17 protein-coding genes are annotated in these 21450 nt (G+C 53.1%); 10 read left to right on the plus strand and 7 right to left on the minus strand.

Translation table 11 applies throughout. The annotated features are described in order from the left end of the window. The first annotated feature begins 239 nt into the window (after positions 1-239). Genes F1E05_RS01430 through F1E05_RS01450 form a run of 5 tightly spaced genes read left to right on the plus strand, consistent with a single transcriptional unit; the run spans position 240 to position 6147 of the window. Positions 240-2879, plus strand: a complete 2640-nt coding sequence (locus F1E05_RS01430) for a UPF0182 family protein (RefSeq protein ID WP_150046215.1) — start codon at positions 240-242, stop codon at positions 2877-2879. Between the two features lie 17 nt (positions 2880-2896). Continuing rightward, a complete protein-coding gene (locus tag F1E05_RS01435) occupies positions 2897-3733 on the plus strand; it encodes a hypothetical protein (protein WP_150046216.1) in 837 nt (278 codons plus the stop codon). Positions 3734-3781: 48 nt separating this feature from the next. Further along, positions 3782-4261 carry a SixA phosphatase family protein gene (locus F1E05_RS01440; RefSeq protein WP_150046217.1) on the plus strand — a complete coding sequence of 160 codons (480 nt, stop codon included), beginning with the start codon at positions 3782-3784 and terminating at the stop codon, positions 4259-4261. 9 nt (positions 4262-4270) lie between these two features. Then, positions 4271-5119, plus strand: coding sequence for a penicillin-insensitive murein endopeptidase (gene mepA / locus F1E05_RS01445; RefSeq protein WP_150046218.1), 849 nt, complete (start codon positions 4271-4273; stop codon positions 5117-5119). 20 nt (positions 5120-5139) lie between these two features. Next, complete coding sequence (locus F1E05_RS01450) at positions 5140-6147, plus strand: hydrolase (protein WP_232056742.1); 1008 nt, start codon at positions 5140-5142, stop codon at positions 6145-6147. Positions 6148-6248: 101 nt separating this feature from the next. Here the strand turns inward: F1E05_RS01450 and F1E05_RS01455 are convergent, their stop codons facing one another. Beyond that, on the minus strand, positions 6249-6473 hold the full coding sequence (locus tag F1E05_RS01455; RefSeq protein WP_150046219.1) for a HipA N-terminal domain-containing protein: 225 nt from the start codon (positions 6471-6473) through the stop codon (positions 6249-6251). A 779-nt stretch (positions 6474-7252) separates the two neighbouring features. Here F1E05_RS01455 and F1E05_RS01465 point away from each other — a divergent pair. From F1E05_RS01465 to F1E05_RS01475, 3 genes are all read left to right on the plus strand, one after another. After that, entirely contained in the window at positions 7253-8341 is a 1089-nt protein-coding gene (locus F1E05_RS01465; RefSeq protein ID WP_150046220.1) for an IS5 family transposase, read from the plus strand. Between the two features lie 344 nt (positions 8342-8685). Further along, positions 8686-9738, plus strand: coding sequence for a nucleoid-associated protein (locus F1E05_RS01470; protein WP_150046221.1), 1053 nt, complete (start codon positions 8686-8688; stop codon positions 9736-9738). After that, complete coding sequence (locus tag F1E05_RS01475; protein ID WP_150046222.1) at positions 9701-10870, plus strand: hypothetical protein; 1170 nt, start codon at positions 9701-9703, stop codon at positions 10868-10870. Before F1E05_RS01470 ends, F1E05_RS01475 begins: the two co-directional genes overlap by 38 nt. A gap of 65 nt (positions 10871-10935) precedes the next feature. On the opposite strand, the gene F1E05_RS01480 is transcribed toward F1E05_RS01475, so the two are convergent. Then, a complete protein-coding gene (locus F1E05_RS01480) occupies positions 10936-12024 on the minus strand; it encodes an IS5 family transposase (RefSeq protein WP_150046223.1) in 1089 nt (362 codons plus the stop codon). A gap of 132 nt (positions 12025-12156) precedes the next feature. Between F1E05_RS01480 and F1E05_RS01485 the strand changes: the two genes are divergently transcribed. Together F1E05_RS01485 and F1E05_RS01490 are read left to right on the plus strand one after the other, a co-directional pair. Further along, the gene (locus F1E05_RS01485) at positions 12157-12549 is read left to right on the plus strand and encodes a hypothetical protein (protein ID WP_150046224.1); all 393 of its coding nucleotides are present in this window, start codon (positions 12157-12159) and stop codon (positions 12547-12549) included. A 261-nt stretch (positions 12550-12810) separates the two neighbouring features. Then, complete coding sequence (locus F1E05_RS01490) at positions 12811-13545, plus strand: hypothetical protein (RefSeq protein ID WP_150046225.1); 735 nt, start codon at positions 12811-12813, stop codon at positions 13543-13545. Positions 13546-14051: 506 nt separating this feature from the next. On the opposite strand, the gene F1E05_RS01495 is transcribed toward F1E05_RS01490, so the two are convergent. The 5 genes from F1E05_RS01495 to folE2 all read right to left on the minus strand — a co-directional run bounded on the left by F1E05_RS01495 (position 14052) and on the right by folE2 (position 21361). Continuing rightward, the gene (locus F1E05_RS01495) at positions 14052-15950 is read right to left on the minus strand and encodes a PKD domain-containing protein (RefSeq protein WP_150046226.1); all 1899 of its coding nucleotides are present in this window, start codon (positions 15948-15950) and stop codon (positions 14052-14054) included. A gap of 137 nt (positions 15951-16087) precedes the next feature. After that, positions 16088-18322: a TonB-dependent receptor gene (locus F1E05_RS01500; protein WP_190303219.1), complete on the minus strand. Its 2235-nt coding sequence runs from the start codon at positions 18320-18322 to the stop codon at positions 16088-16090. Between the two features lie 220 nt (positions 18323-18542). Then, positions 18543-19253, minus strand: coding sequence for a PEP-CTERM sorting domain-containing protein (locus F1E05_RS01505; RefSeq protein WP_150046228.1), 711 nt, complete (start codon positions 19251-19253; stop codon positions 18543-18545). A gap of 259 nt (positions 19254-19512) precedes the next feature. Continuing rightward, complete coding sequence (locus tag F1E05_RS01510; protein ID WP_150046229.1) at positions 19513-20508, minus strand: CobW family GTP-binding protein; 996 nt, start codon at positions 20506-20508, stop codon at positions 19513-19515. A gap of 64 nt (positions 20509-20572) precedes the next feature. Then, positions 20573-21361 carry a GTP cyclohydrolase FolE2 gene (gene folE2, locus F1E05_RS01515; RefSeq protein ID WP_150046230.1) on the minus strand — a complete coding sequence of 263 codons (789 nt, stop codon included), beginning with the start codon at positions 21359-21361 and terminating at the stop codon, positions 20573-20575. Between the last annotated feature and the right edge of the window lie 89 nt (positions 21362-21450).

Here is a 21450-nt window from a genome sequence, read left to right on the forward strand (position 1 = left end):
GCTATGCCGGCTAGGCAAATACTTTACTGAGCGACGTAAGTCGCGCTAGCCCCACCGCCCGGTTTTGAGCCGGTCTCCATTCGTAAGCCGGCTCCGTCCCGGTTTGAACCGTACCCCTACCTGACTGCGTTACAGCTATAACCGGCATTGCGTCTTAGGATGATAGAATGCCGGCGGGTGTGGCGGTGCGCGCCGTCGATTCAGCAAACGAGACCGAAATCTTTGATAAAGAGGAATGTATGCGTAGTTGGAAGCTAATACCTACGTTAGTCGGTGTGACGATAGTCGGTGCTATCGTTTTGTACATCGCATTTTATTTCGTGTTTCTGGATTTCTTCGTCGATTTATGGTGGTTTAGGTCGCTGGATTTCGAGACCTATTTCTGGCTGCGTTTGTTGTACCGATTCATTTTCTCCGGCGCGGTGACGCTATTTTTCTTTGGAGTGTTTCAATTTCATTTTTGGATCGCGTCGCGTTATTTGGGTTTGAATCCGCCGGAGGAGGTCTGGTTGGACGACAAAAAACGCCGGCGTTTTCAACGTTTTGCCGACACATTCATGTCCGGCTCGGTCAAGGTGTTTACTCCGGTTTCCGTGCTGTTGGCGGTCGCCATCGCCGTACCGTTTTATTTGCAGTGGGAAGACGCCTTGCTGTTTTTCTTCGGGAACGACGCCAAAATCGCCGACCCGGTGTACGGCAACGACGTCAGTTTCTATCTATTTTCCTATCCGATTTACGTGTTGATCCAAAAGGAGCTATTGACCACCGCGCTGATGGTGTTTCTGGCTACCGGTCTGTTGTATTGGATGGAACACATCTTTATTCCGAATCAAGGCAAGGAATTTCCGCTCGGAGCCAAGATTCATATGACGGTACTGTTTTTGTTCGTTGTCCTGTTCGTCGTCTGGGGTTACTTGCTGGACCGCTTCGGCTTGTTGTTTACCAATACCCGCGAGCCGGTGTTTTTCGGACCGGGATTCGTCGATTTACGCTTCCATCTACCGCTGATTTGGTTGTCGATACTGGCATTTTTAGCGATTGCCGGTTCGCTGATTTTTTACGTGTTCTCGGAGCGGCACCGCAGCAAAACCCCGATTGTCATTTCCGTGTTGAGCTTTTCGGCCATTTTGCTGTTGAAAAACTCCGACATGCTGCCGGGATTGATCGACAAATTCATTGTTAGGCCGAATCCGACCCGCACCGAGGGCGCATTCATGAAATACAACATCGACGCGACGTTGACCGCCTACGGTTTGACCAACATCCATACCATCGAATTGCCGATCAAGTTGGAACCGACCAAGGACATCGAAGACTGGTCCAATAAGGAGCATTTCGAAAATATCCCGGTGTGGGATAGAGAGTTTTTGATCGACAGCTACCAGCAACTGCAAGCGATCAGGCCCTATTACCGCTTTACTACGGTGGACGAAGACCGCTACTTCATTCACGACCACCATCAGCAAGTGAATTTGGCGGCACGCGAAGTCAATATCAGCAACCTGCCGCGCGAAGCGCAAAACTGGGAGAACACCCATTTGCGCTATACCCACGGTTACGGCGCGGTGGTGTCGCCGGCGGCCCAGGATGCTGGCATTCCCATCGTTTGGTATTTAAGGGACTTGAATCTGACGTCCAACGTCGGTTTCGAAGTTAAATATCCGGATATTTATTACGGTCAAGAAAAATATCCTTACGCGATCGTGCCGAACAACTTAATCATCAAGGATATTTCCGGTTCGGATTTGGACGATACTCCGGATTATCACGGCAACTCCGGCATACCGATTGCGTCGTACTTTCGCAAGTTGCTGTTTGCGTTTTATTTTAAAGACGAAAAGATATTTTTCTCGCCCAATATTACCAAGCACAGCAAATTGTTGATTCGGCGTAACATCGACGAGCGTATCGCCACGCTGACGCCGTTCTTGCATTTGGATAAAGATCCGTATTTGGTCATCGAGAAAGAGCGCTTTTATTGGATACAAGACGCATACACCTTATCGGATAAATATCCGGTGTCTCAGCCGGCGGCGGACGACTTTTTGGACGGCAGTCAGAAATTCAATTACATCCGCAACTCGGTGAAAATTGTGGTCGACGCCTACGACGGCAGCGTCGATTACTATATTGCCGAACCGGACGACCCTATCGTCAGCGCGTATAGCCGGGCGTATCCCGGCTTGTTCAAAAAACTGGAGGAAATGCCGGAGAGTTTGCTCAAGCATTTGCGCTACCCGCGCGATCTTTACTACATGCAGATGAAGCTTTACGCCAAATATCACCAGGACAGTCCGGAGCTGTTCTACGAGCAGGCGGAAACGTGGCAATATGCGACGGTGGACGGCGAACCGGTGTTGCCGTACTTCATCACCATGGACTTCGGTCGCTGCGGCAATCGGGAGGAATTCGTGATGATCAACCCCATGACGCCGGTGCACAGGGATAACTTGAGCATGGTCGGCGTGGCCAGTACCCTGGATCAGCATGCCTGCGACAATAGTTATAAACCGGGCGTCACCATTTATAAATTTCCTAAGGCGGTGCAGGTCAACGGGCCGTCCCAGGTTAATGCGTTGATCGACCAAAATCCGGAGATAGCCGCCCAATTCACGCTGTGGAACCAGCTCGGTTCCGAGGTGAAAAAAGGCCGTATGGTGATTCTGCCCATGGGTAATTCGGTGTTGTACGTGCAACCGATCTACATGTTAGCGACTAAAAACAAAATCCCGGAATTGGCGCGGGTCATTGTGTCCATCGGCAATCAGGTGGTGATGGACACCACGCTGTGGGGAGCGTTTGCCAGCTTGAAAGAGTCGTTCCTCAAGCAGGCAAACGGTTCGACGTCCGGCACTACGATTAAAGCCCCCAAGCAGTAAGCGCTACCGTTTTTCGCATGGCCGGGAGCAAGCAAACCGAAGTCAGCTATCGGCTATTGATATTTTGCGCGTTGTCATGCGAAGCCAAACCGCTGATCGAGTATTGGCGTTTGAGGGCTTTGCCGGGCCTGGGGCCGTTCGGTTTTTTTGCCGATCGCGATAAGGCCCTAGTCGTTAGCGGCATAGGCAAAACCGCGATGGCGGCCGCAGTGGCGCACGCCTTGGCGGCTTTGCCGGTCGAGCCGCAGCCGGCGCTGTTGAATCTGGGGGTTGCCGGGCATGCCGAGGCGGCTTTAGGGCACGCGTATCTGGCGCACAAAATCACGGATGGCGATAACGGTAAAGTGTTTTATCCCCAGTTGCCATTCGTTGTACCGTGCCAAACAGCTAAGCTTTGGAGTTTGTCCAAACCCTCGGCCGAGTATGCGCATGCCGGTTTATTGGATATGGAGGCCTCCGGTTTTGCCGAGATCGGCCTCAAATTCAGCACGGCGGAGTTAGTGCACGCGCTGAAAGTAGTGTCCGACAACCCTAGCGAGCCGTTGGCGCAGGTTCAGCCGGATTTGGTTGCCAGTTTGATACGCCGGCATTTGCCTATCGTCGACAGTTTGAGTCAGGCCTTGTTGGAACTGCGCGCGGATTTACAGGAAACGGACGTGGAATTGTTCCATCGCTTGCGGCAAGAGTTTCATTTCAGCGTCACCGCTGCCGCACAGCTAAAAACCTTGTTGCAGCGTTGGTCGAGTCTGCGCGGCTTGGATTCTTGCCGGTGGCGGGAGCAAAATTTGCGTAGCGGCAAAGAAGTGCTGGCCTGGTTGCAGCAGGAATTGGCGCAAACCGAGTTTTTTTTGTGATTACCGTTGTCGGGCCGATAGCATGCGCCCGGAAGGGGATATAAAGCTATGTTGCTGACTTTTTTTCGGCATGCGACGGCCGAACAGCACGGTCTTTCCAAGCCTGATGCCGACAGGGCGTTAGTAGAAAAGGGCGAAAAACAAGTGCTTAGAGTTGCACAATTTTGCAGCCTACATCAATTGCTGCCGCAACGCCTGTTGACCAGCCCGCTGCTCCGGGCCCAACAGACCGCGCAATTACTGCGGGGCGAGTTGAGCGGCTGTCCCGCGCCGGAGGTGGTGGATTGGTTAAGGTTAGGAACGCCGGTCCAAACGGCCGGGCGCCGGATCGAAAGTCTTCGTCGCGAGGCCGACGATGTTTGGCTGGTTGGCCACGAGCCTGATATTTCCGCGCTGGTCGCCGAATTGCTTGGGATCGGCCAATTCTGTTTACAAGTAAAAAAAGCGTCTTTGACGCGATTACAGTTCGATAACGGGACGGGGCGATGGTTGTTATTGTGGAGCTTGCCTTGTGCTTTGATGCGGTAAACAACGGTTATGAATAAACTAGTGTTATGTTTGATTGCGGCCGGGTTCAGCGCCAATTGCGCGGCTCGTTCGGAAGCGGAAATTTGGGCGAAAGTGGCAGCGCCGACTAAAAGCGCGCGGGCCGAAAGCATAGGCAGCTATACCAACGGCTGTTTGCGCGGCGCCCAGGCCTTGCCGGTTACCGGCGTCGGCTATCAAGTCATGCGTTTGTCGCGTAACCGGTTTTACGGTCACCCGGATTTGGTCCGCTACATTCAAGACTTGGGCGCGTTTGCGTCAGGGCAAAAGCTGGGCACTTTGTTGGTCGGCGATTTAGGTCAGCCGCGCGGCGGCCCGACAGTCAGCGGCCATAAGAGCCACCAAACCGGGCTGGACGTGGATATGTGGTTTTTATTGCCGAACAATTTGGAAAGCCGGGTGTTGTCCAGTCAGGAGCGGGAAAGCTGGGGAGCGCCTTCGATGTTGGATGCCCATAACGCCGTCGATTTCGGCCGTTGGACCCAAGCCCACGAACAGCTGTTGGAGACGGCGGCCCGCGATGCCAGGGTGGAGAGGATATTCGTCAATCCGGCGATCAAACAAGCCTTGTGTAACGATAAGGCGCGCTTCGCCGACAGCGCATGGTTACGCAAGATTCGTCCCTGGTGGAAACACGACGACCATTTTCACGTGCGGCTTAAGTGTCCCGGCGGCAGTGACGATTGCAGCAGCCAGGAAGCGGTACCGGCAGGCGACGGGTGCGGCGCCGATTTAGCCTGGTGGTTCAGCGCCGAAGCGCTCGCCCCGCAGCCTGCCGCCAAGCCTAGCGTGAAACCGCCTTTGCCGGCTAAATGCGCCGAGGTATTGTCTCAGCCCTAATTCCGTCCGGGTAGCTTGTTGTGCCAATCACACAAAAGCGCTTGCCGGGCGCTATTTGGCTGGGAAATCCGCATTGGCAGACCATTTATCCCGCCTTGTTGCGCGCTCCCCTAACGCTGTTTCGCACCCGGGAGCGTTTGCCAACCCCGGACCAAGATTTTCTGGATTTGGATTGGTACGGCGAAACCGGGTCCGACGTCGTTATCATTTTGCACGGTTTGGCCGGCAGCTCCGAATCGCAATACGTGACGAGTTTGCAGCATTTGCTACGGCAACAGGGCTTTGCCAGTGTCGCGCTGAATTTTCGCGGTTGCAGCGGTCAACCCAACCGCTTGGCGCGCAGCTATCATTCCGGCGACACCGGCGATCTGAATATCGTATATCGCAGGTTGCGGCACAGATTTCCGCAAGCCAAGCTGTCGGCGGTCGGTTTTTCGTTGGGCGGAAACGTGTTGTTGAAATGGTTGGGCGAACAAGGCGAGCAGCTCGATTTGACGGCTGCGGTTGCGGTTTCCGTACCCTTGGTGTTAAGCGAATGCGCTGACCGGATGGATAGCGGATTTTCCAAATTTTACAGCGCCTATTTGCTGGCCGAATTGCGCCGCTACATCGGCAAAAAACGGGTTTTTCTCGATGCGCAAGGTTTGGACGCCGAAGCGGAAAAATTGCGCAACCTCGGCGATCTGCGCCGCTTGAAGTCTTTTTGGCAATACGACGATCAAGTCACCGCACCCTTGCATGGCTTCGCCGGAGTCGACGATTATTACCGGCGCTCCAGCTCCCGGCAGTTTTTGGGCCGCATCGCAGTGCCGACCTTATTGATTCAAGCCGAGGACGATCCTTTCATGACGCGGGCGGTCTTACCCGCACCCGCTGAGCTGGCGGCACCGGTGACTTTGGAGCTTTACGACCGCGGCGGTCATGTCGGTTTTTTAGACGGCGTCGGCCGCAAGGCGCCGCATTCCTGGCTGGATAAGCGCATTGCGGCTTATTTGCTCGAGCGGCACGCGGGTTCCATCCGCCTGTAGTTGGCCGGAATATTGAGTGCGCATATCGGATATCGGCGAATTAAGAATAAAACCTGGATTTCACCAGATCAACACAACATTCAGTTTGGTTGGCCAACTGCTCAAGCATTTGCAGTTCTGCAGGATTTGAAACCATCCGCTTTAATTTCGCCGCGACATTGGGCGCCTGTGAAGATTTGTTCGGTGAGTGGCAGATTGGCGCAAAGCGCAATGGCGTTGGGATTGGTCAACCAATCCGGCGCGTAACGAAATAACAGTTGGTACTGTTGGCTTTCCTGTAAATAACCGACCAATTGCTCGCCGGCAAATACGGCCAAGCGTTTCATGATTGCCTATCCATAATCACGACATCCAAGCCCAACAAATTCAGAGTATGCATGACCTTATCGAATTGCACCGTACCCTTGCCGTATTCCAGAGCGCTGATAAAGCGCGTACCGGCTTGGAGCCAGTCCTGCTAAATCGGCTTGCGTCAATCCTTGCGCTTTACGGTGAAGTGCGACGATTTGGCCCAAAACCATGGCATTCTGAATATTACCGAGCGGTGGTTTTGGGTTTGGCATAGCATCGTGTTGTCGCTATATTCCCGATCGGGAGCTTTAGATGATGAGCCATCCTTTTGCCAATCAAACGTTACCGGTCGGTAATTTATACCTATGAATAGCCTCGAAAGAGATCGCCGAGTTAAAGCAACGGCGTCACGCTTTGGATGAGGAGCGCGCGACGGTGGCACGAGCTTAAGGCAACGGCGCCAGAAGCAAATCGAACGCTCTGCGCAACGAGTGGGCTAGACAACAGTAATGCATCAATCAAGCCCGTCACCTTTTTGATTGAATCTCTCGATAAAATTGATTGGCGGCTTACGACCCTAATCCGACAGAAAAAGTTTAATTAGCGATGACAGTAAAAGGCAAATAAGCTGTCATTCAAAATGTGATGACGCTACGGTAATCACGGCCCCAATTGGACGATCCGACTTAACAGGCTGTTGATTTTATCTCCCCTGTAACCCGCATTGGCTGGTTGAGTCAGATGTGTTGGTAAATCATAAAGTATTGTTCTAAATGATAAAATAGTTCTATCTCCAATATATTGCACTGTCCCCATGCGCGGCGCCGACATTACTCAAGAAGACCTGTTCAGTTACCGAACCCTGGAAAGTCGGATTCCCAAAAAGCATCCGCTACGCAAGCTGCGTCAAGTGGTCGACTTGTTGTTCGCCACGCTAAACGACGAGTTCGACGCGCTCTACGCTCGTCGCGGTCGAGATTCCATTCCGCCGGAACGCTTGTTGCGCGCCAGTTTGTTGCAAGTGCTATTTTCCATCCGTTCGGAACGGCAACTGGTGGAGCATATCGACTTCAACCTCTTGTACCGCTGGTTTGTCGGCTTGACGATAGATGACGAGGTGTGGGATCACTCGACCTTCAGCGCCAACCGCGACCGTTTGCTCAACGAACGGATCAGTCGTTTGTTTTTCGAACGGGTACTGGCCTTGGCGGAGTGGAAACAGCTGATCTCTGACGAGCATTTCTCGGTGGACGGCACGCTGATTCAAGCTTGGGCCTCGCACAAAAGTTTCGTCAAAAAAGACGGCTCGACCCTGCCGCCGGAAGACGGCGGCCGCAATCCCACGGTCACCTTCAAAGGCGAGAAACGCAGTAACGAAACCCACGCATCACGCACCGATCCCGATGCCCGGTTGTACAAAAAGAGCGAGGGCGACAAGTCTCAGCTGGCTTTCCTCGGTCATGCCTTGATGGAGAACCGTAATGGCTTGGTCGTCGACGTCGAAGTCACCCAGGCCACCGGCACCGCAGAACGCGAGGCGGCCCATGCCATGGTCAAACGCACGATCCACAAACCGGGCGCGACCTTGGCCGCCGACAAAAATTACGATACGCAGGATTTTGTCGCCAAGTTACGCCAGCGCAAAGTCACGCCGCATGTCGCCAGCAAGGAAAAAGGTTCGGCCATCGACGGACGTACCACACGGCATGAGGGTTACCGGAAAAGCTTCAACGTCCGCAAGCGGATCGAAGAAGTCTTCGGTTGGGCCAAGACGGTCGGCCCGCTACGCCAAACCAAGTTCCGGGGGTTAAAGAAGGTCGCCGCGCAAACGATTTTTACCTTTGCCGCCTATAACCTGACGCGCATGGGTACCATTTTCGGCTGGCGATACAGTACCGCCTAGGCGGTGGTGCGCCTGAAATCCGCCAAAAGGCGGAATTTAACGCCCTTCGGGGCGAATATAACCGGCTAAAACCGGTTTTTGAGGTGTGATCGGGCTTCCAGAAGCCCAACAAAACCAAAAAATGGTTTTGAAGCCGAAGGCATATAGGCAAATTTCAACACCCTGTTAATGGTGTTCATTGGTCGAGTATGAAACGAAGAATGACAGAGTACAGACGTTTTTACATGCCAGGAGCAATCTAGTTTTGCACCGTTAACCTTGCCTTTACAAGATTGATGAATTACGAAATATCTTTCAATATGTAAAACAATGCAAACCCCATAAGGCTATCAAAGGAAGTAAGTATGATTTTATTAACAGATGAAGAAAAGGATTCAATGTCAATTACACGCATGATTTTTCATGTGGTTGGCAAGATGCTTGAAGAGCCTATTTTGTTAGAAGAAATTAATCCTCCTGAGCACACAGACTTCTTTTTAGATCGCATAAAGTCAGTATTGACAGGAAATTTATTTGAGTTTAAGACAAATTCAAATGTAGAGCGTTTAATAAGAGATATCATTGCCGATGGCGGCACATTTTCTGAAAACACAAAATCATTAACAAAAGATTTTCAAAGGCTGCACATCCATAAAACCATGAGTATGGGGGCTTTCTTTGTTTTTGAAATAACGATTAAAAATGGAAATCGAATTTATGCATTAATAAAATATGATAATGATGATGTGGTTAGTTATTTTTTGCCAGAAAATACTAGCAAACCAAGGCTAAATTTATCTCATCAGAACTGGGTTAAAAAACCAGAAGCAATGCAGAAAATTGCTTTAGTCCGTCTGTCAGAGGCGAGTGGTGGAAAAGTTGTTGTGCGAGATAGAAGCAAACCAACGAATATATCGGATTATTTTCAGGCGTTTCTTGATGTTCGGCGTATTAATAAACCAGAAGAAATGAGCATCAAGCTGGTTAATGCGATAAAAGATACTTTTAAAGCGCATCGATCTGAGCTTGCACAAGACATTCAAAAAGGCGGAGTAAACCGTATTTATGAGGTTTTACAACAAGGAGGACACCAATTTAATCCAGATGAACTGGAATTGCTAATAACGGCAGTTTTTGGCCCATTGTCTGAAGCTTCAACCGTCCGAAAAACTTTTAAAAGCAATTTGAAGATTCAAGGCATCTCTGAAGAAACCTTTCAAATTTTACCAGAGGATGTTCCAAAACCAACTCGTCGCCGGATGGATACTATTGAAGGGATTTCTATATGTTATGACGAGGAATACCGGAACAAAATAACGACACAACCTGGTCATGATGGTGTCACAAAAATCGTCATCACTACAGCTGGAATAAAAAGCGATGATATTGATACTGAAAAAAATCCAAGAAGCCATTAGTGCTAGCCGCGAATCGGTCGATTTGAAAATAACCGAGACTCCGGGTGATCTTTTCGTCGTTGGTTGCATGCCTCGTGCTGCGTTGTTGGCTTGGCAAAATGTTTTTGATGAAAAGCTAGATTGGTTGACGTATCACTGTAAAGATGATTCCGGGGATGACGTGGAGCCATCATCGGGACAAGAAAATCAGAGTTATCGTTTTACTGTCCAATTTACTTCTTCCGATGTTTCGCCTCATTTATTCAGCCCTGAAGGATGGAATTCCTTTTTGTTGAATGAGAAGCTTCTGTATAAAGCTGTAGAAGTAAAATTAGCTTTTATTGAAAACGGCTTTAGCACCAAAGCCTTTACAGTGGATCGTTGGATTGATGCCCCATTTTCTAGCGGGTTACAAGAGCCGAATAAAATTGTTTCGAATAGTCCACGTAAATTGGTTAGGTGTCAATCAGCTGAATTTATGGCCCCATTGCGAATCGAGCCATGGATTCATATATCACCAGCAACTGAACAATCTGAAGTAATTACTATTTGGAAAAAAGTTGCTGCCACGATGATAGCTAAGTCGTTGCCAAATGAATTGTACAAAGAAGAAAGCGTTCAAAAAGCGCTATTAGCCGGTCAACCACCACGCCGACTTGAGTTTGGGGAAATTCAACTAAATGAATCAGTATTTCAATTACTTCAAGAGGTTGCTGCATGGATTTATCTGGAAGGGGAAGATGTAGAAGTAAAGCATACATTTCTATCTTCAGAGTTAGCTCGCGCATGGACATCAACCGATTCTTTTTGCATTGGGCTTGATTCCCGATTAGCGAACGCCCTTGAGTCCGCACGACTTGTCTATAAAGCACATCTTCGTTCAGGGAGTAAAGATACCCTTAAAGCTTTGGCAGATCTTCGCAAAGCACTTAATGATGATGTTCAAAAGCTTCTCCAACAGTCAAAAGAACTATCTGGAGCGATTTGGCGTGATGTGGCAATTGCAATAGGAGTATTGGCAGTTCGATTTTCTGTCGATAGTGTAAAGTCTAACAGGGTGTTGAAATTTGCCTATATGCCTTCGGCTTCAAAACCATTTTTTGGTTTTGTTGGGCTTCTGGAAGCCCGATCACACCTCAAAAACCGGTTTTAGCCGGTTATATTCGCCCCGAAGGGCGTTAAATTCCGCCTTTTGGCGGATTTCAGGCGCACCACCGCCTAGGCGGTACTGTATCGCCAGCCGAAAATGGTACCCATGCGCGTCAGGTTATAGGCGGCAAAGGTAAAAATCGTTTGCGCGGCGACCTTCTTTAACCCCCGGAACTTGGTTTGGCGTAGCGGGCCGACTGTCTTGGCCCAACCGAAGACTTCTTCGATCCGCTTACGGATTTTGAGACTTTTACGGTAACCGTCGTGCCGGGTTGTGCGACCGTCAATGGCGGAGCCTTTGTCTTTGCTGGCGACATGCGGCGTGACTTTGCGCTGGCGTAACTTGGCGACAAAATCCTGCGTATCGTAATTTTTGTCGGCGGCCAAGGTCGCGCCCGGTTTGTGGATCGTGCGTTTGACCATGGCATGGGCCGCCTCGCGTTCTGCGGTGCCGGTGGCCTGGGTGACTTCGACGTCGACGACCAAGCCATTACGGTTCTCCATCAAGGCATGACCGAGGAAAGCCAGCTGCGATTTGTCGCCCTCGCTCTTTTTGTACAGCCGAGCATCGGGATCGGTGGTCGAGGCGTGGGTTTCGTTACTGCGTTTCTCGCCCTTGAAGTTGACCGTGGGATTGCGGCCGCCATCTTCCGGCGGCGGGGTCGAGCCGTCTTTCTTGACGAAACTCTTGTGCGAGGCCCAGGCTTGAATCAGCGTGCCGTCCACCGAGAAATGCTCGTCAGAGATCAGCTGTTTCCACTCCGCCAAGGCCAGTACCCGTTCGAAAAACAAACGACTGATCCGTTCGTTGAGCAAACGGTCGCGGTTGGCGCTGAAGGTCGAGTGATCCCACACCTCGTCATCTATCGTCAAGCCGACAAACCAGCGGTACAAGAGGTTGAAGTCGATATGCTCCACCAGTTGCCGTTCCGAACGGATGGAAAATAGCACTTGCAACAAACTGGCGCGCAACAAGCGTTCCGGCGGAATGGAATCTCGACCGCGACGAGCGTAGAGCGCGTCGAACTCGTCGTTTAGCGTGGCGAGCAACAAGTCGACCACTTGACGCAGCTTGCGTAGCGGATGCTTTTTGGGAATCCGGCTTTCCAGGGTTCGGTAACTGAACAGGTCTTCTTGAGTAATGTCGGCGCCGCGCATGGGGACAGTGCAATATATTGGAGATAGAACTATTTTATCATTTAGAACAATACTTTATGATTTACCAACACATCTGACTCAACCAGCCAATGCGGGTTACAGGGGAGATAAAATCAACAGCCTGCTAATAACTTGAGCACTGGTTTTGCTCTAATATTTACGCTAGTTGCTGCGTATATATTAATTTCGTACTTAATATCTATTACGACAAATAATAAATTTTTAAAAATAGTAAATGCCTCCAGAAGTTCTTGGCGCGTTCATCTGTACGGCTTCCTAGATGAAAAAGATTATCAAGCATTAGCTGATACACCGCTTCAAGATGCAGATATGGCATATCGCTGCATGCAGAAACGCGCAGGAATCGTTGTTTCATTTGTGGTTTTAGCTTTATTGGTTGGAGTGCTGATTGAGATGGAATGGATTGAGCCTCTTGCTATGATGTTTAAAAATTTCATGAATTATGTTATCTCACAGGCAATGGAATTTTATGACTATTTAAAAAACTACTCGACAATGCCCTAATGCCAATGTCCATCAGCAAGCCTTGTTGGAATCGAGGATTCGAAGGTTAAAACCCTTACAATTTGCTGATATTAGTTTGAATAAACGATTGTAGATATTCGGTTGTTTTGAGTGCTTCGATCCCACTAAAACCGAGTATAAAAATACAATTTTAGATAGCAGGCTTTTCGCAAAGCCCGAACCTGTAACTCCAGTTAACTTAAAATCTGTTGAACGGTTTTGGTCGTCTGAGTTTTATCGTTAATTTTTTAGGATACGTCAATGTTCAAATTGAGTTCGCAACAAATAGACGAGATTAGCTATTTTGCATATATTTCCGATAAGGAAATAAGAAGTGACTTATGTCGTAATTACATAACGTCAGAAAATGACTACACATCAAATTTCACTGGAGCTCTCCGAAGAAACATCAATAGCCATACGAAAACTGGTCTTCAAGCTACTTCTTATTTGCTTGAACCGAGACTGGAGCGGCAAATTGGATGTGATGCGGCAATAATCATATGCTCGAAAGGTGAATCAAAAATCGCTGTATTTGAAGCAAAGTGGCCTAGGTTGGCAACGAAAAATTATCAATGGGATCACGCTCAGACATCTACGGGTCTTTCCCATTTTTCAGATCAATTGGAAAGACAAAAACAGCATAAATGCATTCTGGCTGTATTTGAAATGTTTTACTGTGAATTCACGCCAAATACTCAGCCCAAATATATGCAGAATGAAGTTTCATCGTGTATTTGGCATGATGATGCAATATCGTTCAAAAACAGCAGAGGTATTCCAGATTCGATATGGGATCAACAAGATCTTGTATCCATGTTGCAATCAGTTAATTTGAACGTAGAAGATATCCTCAAGCAGGTATGTCTATGTCAGGCGGGTACACCAATCAGCATGTCCGATCCAAAAGACATAGCTCGTGAATTTTCGCTGCCAGCTAACGTTCTGTTTATTCAGGCTGATGAAATCGATCAAGATGGTGAAAATTCAAACTAACAATGTAAATTCTGCTGTCTCTAAAAGTGGAGCAGGGCCAGGTCTTTCATAACGCATGTATAGCTAAACTGTTGGACAGCTACCAAGTTAACGGCGGTCACTGATGATCGAAACGCGGGAGTCCGGTAATGGCCGAACACAAACGCTCTGATTACCAGTGTATATTGATTGAAATCCAGCCAAACCGAATTCGCCTAAAGCCCGACAGCATCAGCTCTCGGCAAATAACTTGGGGAACAGCAGGTCGATGGATCGGCTGCTAAATCGCAGCACCCCAGCAAATGAAAGTTTTTCGGTGGGAGCGACGCCTTCGACGCGACGAAGGCGTCGCTCCCACAATGACTTTCATAGTCATTGCTCAGTCAGTGAGGTTAGTTCAGCCACCCAATCGACCACATCCAGTGGAGGATTTTCCAATAGATAAGGCTCGATGCGATTAAGCGGTTTTGCCGGCGCCGAGATGCCGGGTAACTGCGCTTGGCGTCATGCCTTTCCCCGTGTCCGAGCTAACGCCGGGTCGGCCGGCAGCGCCTTAGCGTGCAACGTCTTTTCGCCGCCCGGGCGTCCGCTTTGTTGATTTTGCGATTGCCGTCCAAGTCGCGCACATCGTTGACGTCTATCGGTTTAGGCGCTTTTTTAATGGCCCGCAAAATCAGGGCGACGTCGATTCGGTCGACGTCGCCGTCCAAATCCACGTCGCCCAGCGCCGGGACGGTATAAGTCACCTCGTCGTAAGCAATGCCGACGCCGTCGCCGACCGCCAATTTAAAGGAATAGTTGCCGGGACGGGTCGGGGTGAAATAGGCCGACCGGTCGTCGGCGCCGTTCAACGCCATCGCCTCGCCTTGGGTTTGTTGCCAGCGATAGCTTAACGCGTCGGGACCGGGGTCGGTATCGACGCTGGCACTGCCGTCCAACGCGACTAGGCTGTGCAAGCGCGCCAGCTTGTCGGCGCCGGCATCGGCCAGCGGCGGCTCCGGCACGGTAACGACGACTTCGTCGTAAGCGATCAGATTGCCGTCGCCAACCGCGACGCGAAAGGCGTAACGACCGGTTTGAACCGGAGTAAAACCGGGGGTGGCGGTATCGGCGTTTTGCAAGATCACGCTAGTCCCGGCGGTTTGTTGCCAGCTAAAATTCAATTCGCCGGGGCCGGGTTCCGGGTCGTAGCTGGCGCCGGCGTCCAGGGTTACCACAGCATTCAAACCGACTGTCCTATCGGCGCCGGCATCGGCGACCGGCGCAATCGGCGTGTCGGCGGCGCTCACCGTGACCGCGACCTCGTCGTTGGCGCTGGCGGCGCCGTCGTTGACGGTCAAGCGGAAGGCATATTGGCCGGCTTGGCTGGCGACGAAGCTCGCGCCGGCGCTATTGCCGCCGCTTAACTCGACCGGGCTGCCGACGGTTTGTAGCCATTGATAGCTTAACGCATTCGGCGCGGCGTCCGGGTCGTAACTGGCCGAGCCGTCCAGCACGACGGTATCGCCGACCTTGACCGAGCGGTCGGCGCCGGCGTTGGCGATAGGTGCGACCGGTTGCACCGGCAATGTCTCGATGCGCTCCAGCAAGGCAGCGGAAAAATCCTCGGTCGACAATCCGGCGTTGAATAATACGTAGAACGGGGTGGACGACTGGATGCGGCGGTTGGAACCGACTTGCAGTTCCAACAAATAAGCGCCGACCGGCCCGCCGAGCGTACCTTGGGGGTTTTCCAAAAAGAAATTCAAGTGGGTGTGCAAGCTGCCCGAGTTGTTGGCGGCGTCTACCACCATTTGCGCCTTGCCGGCGATGCCGCTGCCGGTAAACAAGGTTACCGCGGTTTGGTTATCGAAACCGTCGGCAAAGCAAAACAACTGGCCGCCGCACTGGTTGTAGTCGGTGATTACGTAGGCCGGATCGATGGCCCCGGCCAGTTTGACGCGCACATTGGCCGGGGCCGGCTGCCAGGCGCGAGTCTCCGGGTTCCAATATTCCAGGATGCCCAGCGCTTGGTAATTGACCAATTCGCCGGCCTCCAGCGCGCCGTCTACCGCTTGAAACCCCGGATTCGGCGTCTTGTAAGGGCCGCCGGAGAAATCGCGAAAGTCCGTCAAATACACCATCTGCCCGCTGGCACCGTCTACCGGTAAAGTCCCGGCCGGCAAATTCAGGCTGCCTGTCAATTGGGTCAGGTCGCAACCGACCGCACCGGGCGTGCGGCAAAAACCGGCCTGCATCGCGTCGCCGTCGGCCCAAATTTCCACGTCCAAATGCACGGCGTAAACCGGAACGGCGACGGTGGCCAGCAGCCAAGCCAGCGGCTTCAACATCGCCGGCACGTGCGGCCGCTTTGGTTTGACAAGGCCGGACGGGCAGGCCGCAATTTGGGGACGAATGGTTAGGCGCGGCAAGCGGTGACGAAACATAGGGAATCTCCGGCGTTACGGATTACTGTGAAAGCTGCGCGGGAACAAACAGGCTCTTTGCGGCTCGAAAAATGTCGTGGCGATAGGCTGTAGCTGCAACTCGTCGGGCCTAAACGTTGTCATGGCTTAAGCATGTTTTAGAAGGTGGCGCGAAAGCCGATCACGACGCTACGGCCCGGCTCCGGCGCGAAATTGCGCAAAAACGACACCGAGTTGCGCACTTCTTCGTTCAATAAATTGTTGGCTTTGGCGAAAAGCCATAAATCCAAGGGCTCCAGGCTTTTCCAATGGTAATCGGCGCCGGCGGCCAGCAGGTGGTAGCCGGCCGTCGCCGTTTCGGCGTTGCCGGGGTGGCTTTGCGCTTCGCCGCGGGTATAGCGGATTGAAGCGTTCCAGATCGCGTCGCCGAAGCCGAGTTCGGCGCCGAAGCGTAGCGGCGGCAGGCGTGGGACATCGCTGCGGTCGCCGTCGGCAAAGCGTCCGCGCACCCAATCGGAAAACAGCGTCAGTTTCAACCGGCCGAGACCGGTATCGGCCAATACCGCTTGTGCCTCGGCTTCGTAACCGGTGAACCAGGCGTTGCGTTGGTCGTAGGCGTAAATCGGCAAACAATCGACCAGACTGACGCAGTCGGCGTAAAACTGCGACTGGTGATAACTGTAAAAGCCGGACAGGCGTTTTTGATAGATGTAATCGTCGCTCCAGTTGTAATAGCCGTTCAATTTGAGCGACAGCCGCTCCGATTGCCAGTCCAGGCCTAGATCGGCCAGATTGACGGTTTCGTTGCCCAATTTGACGTTGCCGACCTCGAAATTACGCGTCGCCAGATGCGGGCCTATCGCCAACAGCTCCTGGATGTCCGGCGCACGCTTGGCCCGGCTCAGCGTCAGGGTCAGCCCGGCGTCGCGACTGAAATCCCAGCGGCCGGACAAGGACGCCGTGTCGGCACGAAATTGCAAGCTGTCGGGCAGGGCAATGTCGGCAAAACGGGGCGGCAGACCGGGCGGGGTCGGGAAGCGCAGATAGTCGGTGCTGGGGTCGATGCGCAACCGCTCGGTACGCAGGCCGGCTTCCAGCGTCCAATCGCCGAATTGCAGTTTTTGCAGGGTAAACAAGCCTAAGGTATCGCCTTGGGTCGGCGGCACAAAGCTTTCCACCCCTAGCGCGGCGAACTCGCGGTCTTGCCAATGCGCGCCGAAGCTGCCGGTCAGCGCGTCGAAGAAAGTGTGGTGAATTTCGAATCGGCCTTCGCCGACTTGGTTGGTGAAGGTGGTGAACGGCAGGCCGCCCTCGACTTCGGTATGGGCGTAATCGACGATGCCGTAGCGGAACGCGACTTTTTCGATGCCGGGCAAGCGCGGATACCAATCGCTTTTAAAGTCGTATCGGGTCTGGCGCATGTCGATGCGGATACTGGGATTCAAGGCTTCCGCTCCCAGGATGTCGGCGAATTCGTCCAGCAAAGCCGGGTCTATGTCCGGCAACAGCAATTCCAATCCGTCCAAATCGCTGGGGTCTATGCCGTGCGTGCCTTTGGGCACGCCGTAGCGGTTGGTGAAGTGGCCGACCGACAGGCCCGCCATGGCCGATTCGCCCAGCCAAGACAAACCCAGCGAGCCGCCGACGCTTTCGCTGTCGGTATTGGGTATCGTGCCGTAGGCGTTAATGAGCTTGTTCAAGCCGAATTGTTGGCGAACCGCGCCGGCATCGATCGCGGCGCCGGGAATTTCGGTGTCGTTGCGGTTACGGTGAAAACCGGCGACCCGCATCGCCAATTGCTCCCGGCCCAGGTCGAATTTAAAACCGGCGTTAGTGCCGTCGGCGTTGGTGTCGAAACGGTTTTCGACGGCGCCTTCGATGACGCGCCCCGGTACCTTTTCCGGAATCCGGTTGTCTTTGACATCGACGAAACCGCCGATCGCGTTGCCGCCGTAGCGAATCGTGCCCGGCCCGCGTACCACCTCGATTTGTTCGGCAAACAGCGGTTCTATCGCCACCGCGTGATCCGGGCTCAAAAAGGATGCGTCGTGGCTGCCGATGCCGTCTTGCATGATGCGCACCCGCGAGCCGCTCAGGCCGCGGATTACCGGTACGCCGACGCCGGGACCGAACGAGGCGTTGGCAACGCCCATTTGGTTTTCCAGGGTTTTGCCCAAGGTGTCGGCTTGCTGCCGGTACAAGGCGTCGCCGCGCAGTTCGCTGGTTTGCGGCGCGATTGTGGATTTCGTCCGGTCGCCGATCACTTCGACCGTGTCTAGGGCTATTTCATCGTCTACCGTGCTGCGTTCAAAATCCGTAGCCGCCGGGTCGGCGGCGCTTGCTAGCGGGCTGAGCGTCAGCAAAAACGCGGTTAGCGTCAAGCGTGCACACAACGGGCTGTGCCGGAAAACGCAAGCAAACCTTGTTGGCTCAAGCCGATTGGGGCCGCTGGGAATAGGCCGGGGGGGGCGCGGGGGAGCGCAACTGCGCGGCCTGATGATCGGGAATCGTTGCATTGCTTAAAAATTTTTGCGGTGCCGCAAGGGCCGAGGGGGGAGTTAAACCCCACCCCCGGCGGCGAGCTCAATTGCAGGTCGGCAAGCGGACGACGCTTTAAACATGCGCTTGGCGGCGGCGTCCTGTGTACAGCCAGCCCATCAAGGCGGAACCGAACATCCACACGGCGGCCGGCAGCGGTACCGGTGCGGTTGCCGCAGAGACCGCCGCTTCGAAGTCTGCGCTAGCCAAGCCGCGGTTGAAAATGATGTCGTAGCTTGCCGAAATCGCCAGCGGAGTTTGCGATTCAGCAACCGTCTCGAACAATTGCAGCGTAATCCAATAGGCGCCTACGCTGCCGCCTAAAGCGTTGCTGGCGTTGCGAATCGCCATGTCCAGATGTTCGTGAATATCGCCATTGCTGTCGAATTGCCCTATTACCCCGGCGCCGTTGCTTACGCCGTCAGCCGAAAATACCGAGGTGTTGCCAAGCGCGTCTTCGATTTGGATGTGTTCGCCGTTCAATACCGAATTGCTCCAAGCCGAGCCGTTCCAGAATTGCAAGGAACCGATGCCTTGAAACCATAGCCAGTTACCGTCTCCGAATGCGCCTAACGCGGTGTCGGCATCGTAGCCCGGATCGTCGGTACGGTAAGCGCCGCCGGATAGGTCGCCGAAATCGGCTTCGAACAACGTGCCGTTCAATTCGATTTGCCCGCCTTGTTTCCAAGGCTGAATGTCGCCGTCGTGTTGCTCCGCCGCCAGCGGCGCGGACAGATTGATGCTTAAACCCAGTATCAACGCGGGTTTTAACCAAAGATTACTCATGAACGTTCTCCTGTTATGCAAGTGAAAGCCCGGCCTGACTCTAGGCGACGAGCTGTGTGAACCAAGTCACTATGTTATATTATAACATCTCATACAGGAGCACAATGTCATTTGTGCTGCTCCCTAAGGCTAGCCTGACGGGATCATTCGCGCGATCTCACCTCCGCATGGCTTATTCATGAAATGGGCCCAACTCTCGGAGACTTGGCGCGTGGCGACGCGTAGCGCGAGAGGTCAAGAATGATGCGGGCAACGTCATTCAAACCGCAAGCTGACAGGCTGCCAACGCCTCCAGCATCTCCTGCTTGGGTAAATTGCGGCCGATGAATACCAGATTCGATTCCCTAGCCGCGCCGTCCGGCCACGGGCTGCCGAAACCCTCGGTCATCAGCATGTGCACGCCTTGATAAATGACCCGCTTGTCGCAGCCGGCGATATTGAGGATGCCTTTGTAGCGCAGCAGGTCGTTGCCGTAGTCGCGCACCATGATGTCCAGAAACGCCAAGATGCGGGCCGCATCGAGCGGACGGTCGGTACGGAACACGAACGAACCGATGTCGTCTTCATGCTCGTGACTGACGTCGTCTAAAAAATCCGGCTCGATTTTCAGGATGTCGTCCAGGTTGAAACCGTCGATGTCCAGTATGTCGTGCAACTCGGTGGCGCCGAAATGCACGCGCTTGATCGGCGCCCTGGGGTTCATCGCCCGCAAGCGGGTTTCCAGGTCGGCAACCACTTCGGCTTCCTGCAAATCGGTTTTCGATAGCAAAATCCGGTCGGCAAAACCGACTTGTTCTTGCGCTTCGTGATGCTCTTGCAATTGCATGTGGGCATGCACCGCGTCGACCACGGTGACGATGGCGTCCAGTTTGTAATTTTCGGCGATGTCGGGTTCGATGAAAAAGGTTTGCGCCACTGGCGCCGGATCGGCCAGACCGGTGGTTTCTATGATGACCCGTTCGAAGTGGATAACGCCGCTTTCCCGCCGCTCGGACAATTCGGCCAGGATGCGTACCAGGTCACCGCGCACGGTGCAGCAGATACAGCCGTTGTTCATCGTGACGATTTGCTCGTCGGTTTGTACCAGCAGTTCGTTGTCGATGCCGGTTTCGCCGAATTCGTTTTCGATCACCGCGATGCGGCGGCCGTGCTGTTCGGTGAGGATGCGGTTCAGCAGTGTGGTTTTGCCGGCGCCGAGAAAGCCGGTCAATATCGTCACGGGTACCGGGTAGTTGAGTTTTGGGGCGGTTTGCATGGCGGTCTCCTTGGGGGGGAATGACTCGTCCGTCGTCAAGGACGAACGATTAAGGCATGGAAATTCATAGCGTCGGTTTACGGCGCTCGACCAGCGCATAAGCCGAGTGGTTGTGTATCGACTCGAAGTTTTCCGATTCCACCGTGTAGGCGCCGATGCGCGGCTCGGCGTCCAGGCGGGCGGCAACGTCGCGCACCATGTCCTCGACGAATTTGGGGTGGTCGTAAGCGTATTCGGTGACGTATTTTTCGTCCGGACGCTTCAGCAAGCCGTAGATAGGCGACGAGGCTTCGGCCTCGACCAGCGCGATCAGATCTTCGATCCAGATGAATTGCGAGGTTGCTACCGTGACTCTGACGTGGGAGCGCTGGTTGTGGGCGCCGCGTTCCGAGATTTCCTTGGAACATGGGCACAAGCTGGTCACCGGCACCACGATTTTGACTTTGGTGCGGCAACCCTGGGCGTCGATTTCGCCGATAAAACCGACTTGGTAATCCAGCAGACTGCGCACGCCGCTGACCGGCGCGGCCTTTTCGACGAAATACGGAAAACGCATGTCGATGTAGCCGGATTCGGCTTCCAGCCGCTGTAGCATTTCCTGCAACATGACCGGAAACGAAGCAATGCTGATCTCCCGGTCGTGGCCGTTCAAGATTTCCACGAAGCGCGACATGTGGGTGCCCTTGAAGTCGTGCGGCAGATTCACGTACATATCAAAACGAGCCACGGTATGTTGTTCGCCGCCGTTTTTATCCCGCACCCGCACCGGATGCAGAATGTCCTTGATGCCGACTTTGTCGATGGCGATACGGCGGCTGTCGGCGCGGGCCTGGATGTCTTCGATGGGGTTCATGGTTTTTACTGGTTGTAACGGCTTAATGTGTATTGGTCGAGGCGACTGTCATTGTTGTGTCACTATCGCGACGGCTTTTTAATGTCGGG

This window comes from Methylomonas rhizoryzae, assembly GCF_008632455.1.
In the GTDB taxonomy this organism is placed as follows: Bacteria; Pseudomonadota; Gammaproteobacteria; order Methylococcales; family Methylomonadaceae; genus Methylomonas; species Methylomonas rhizoryzae.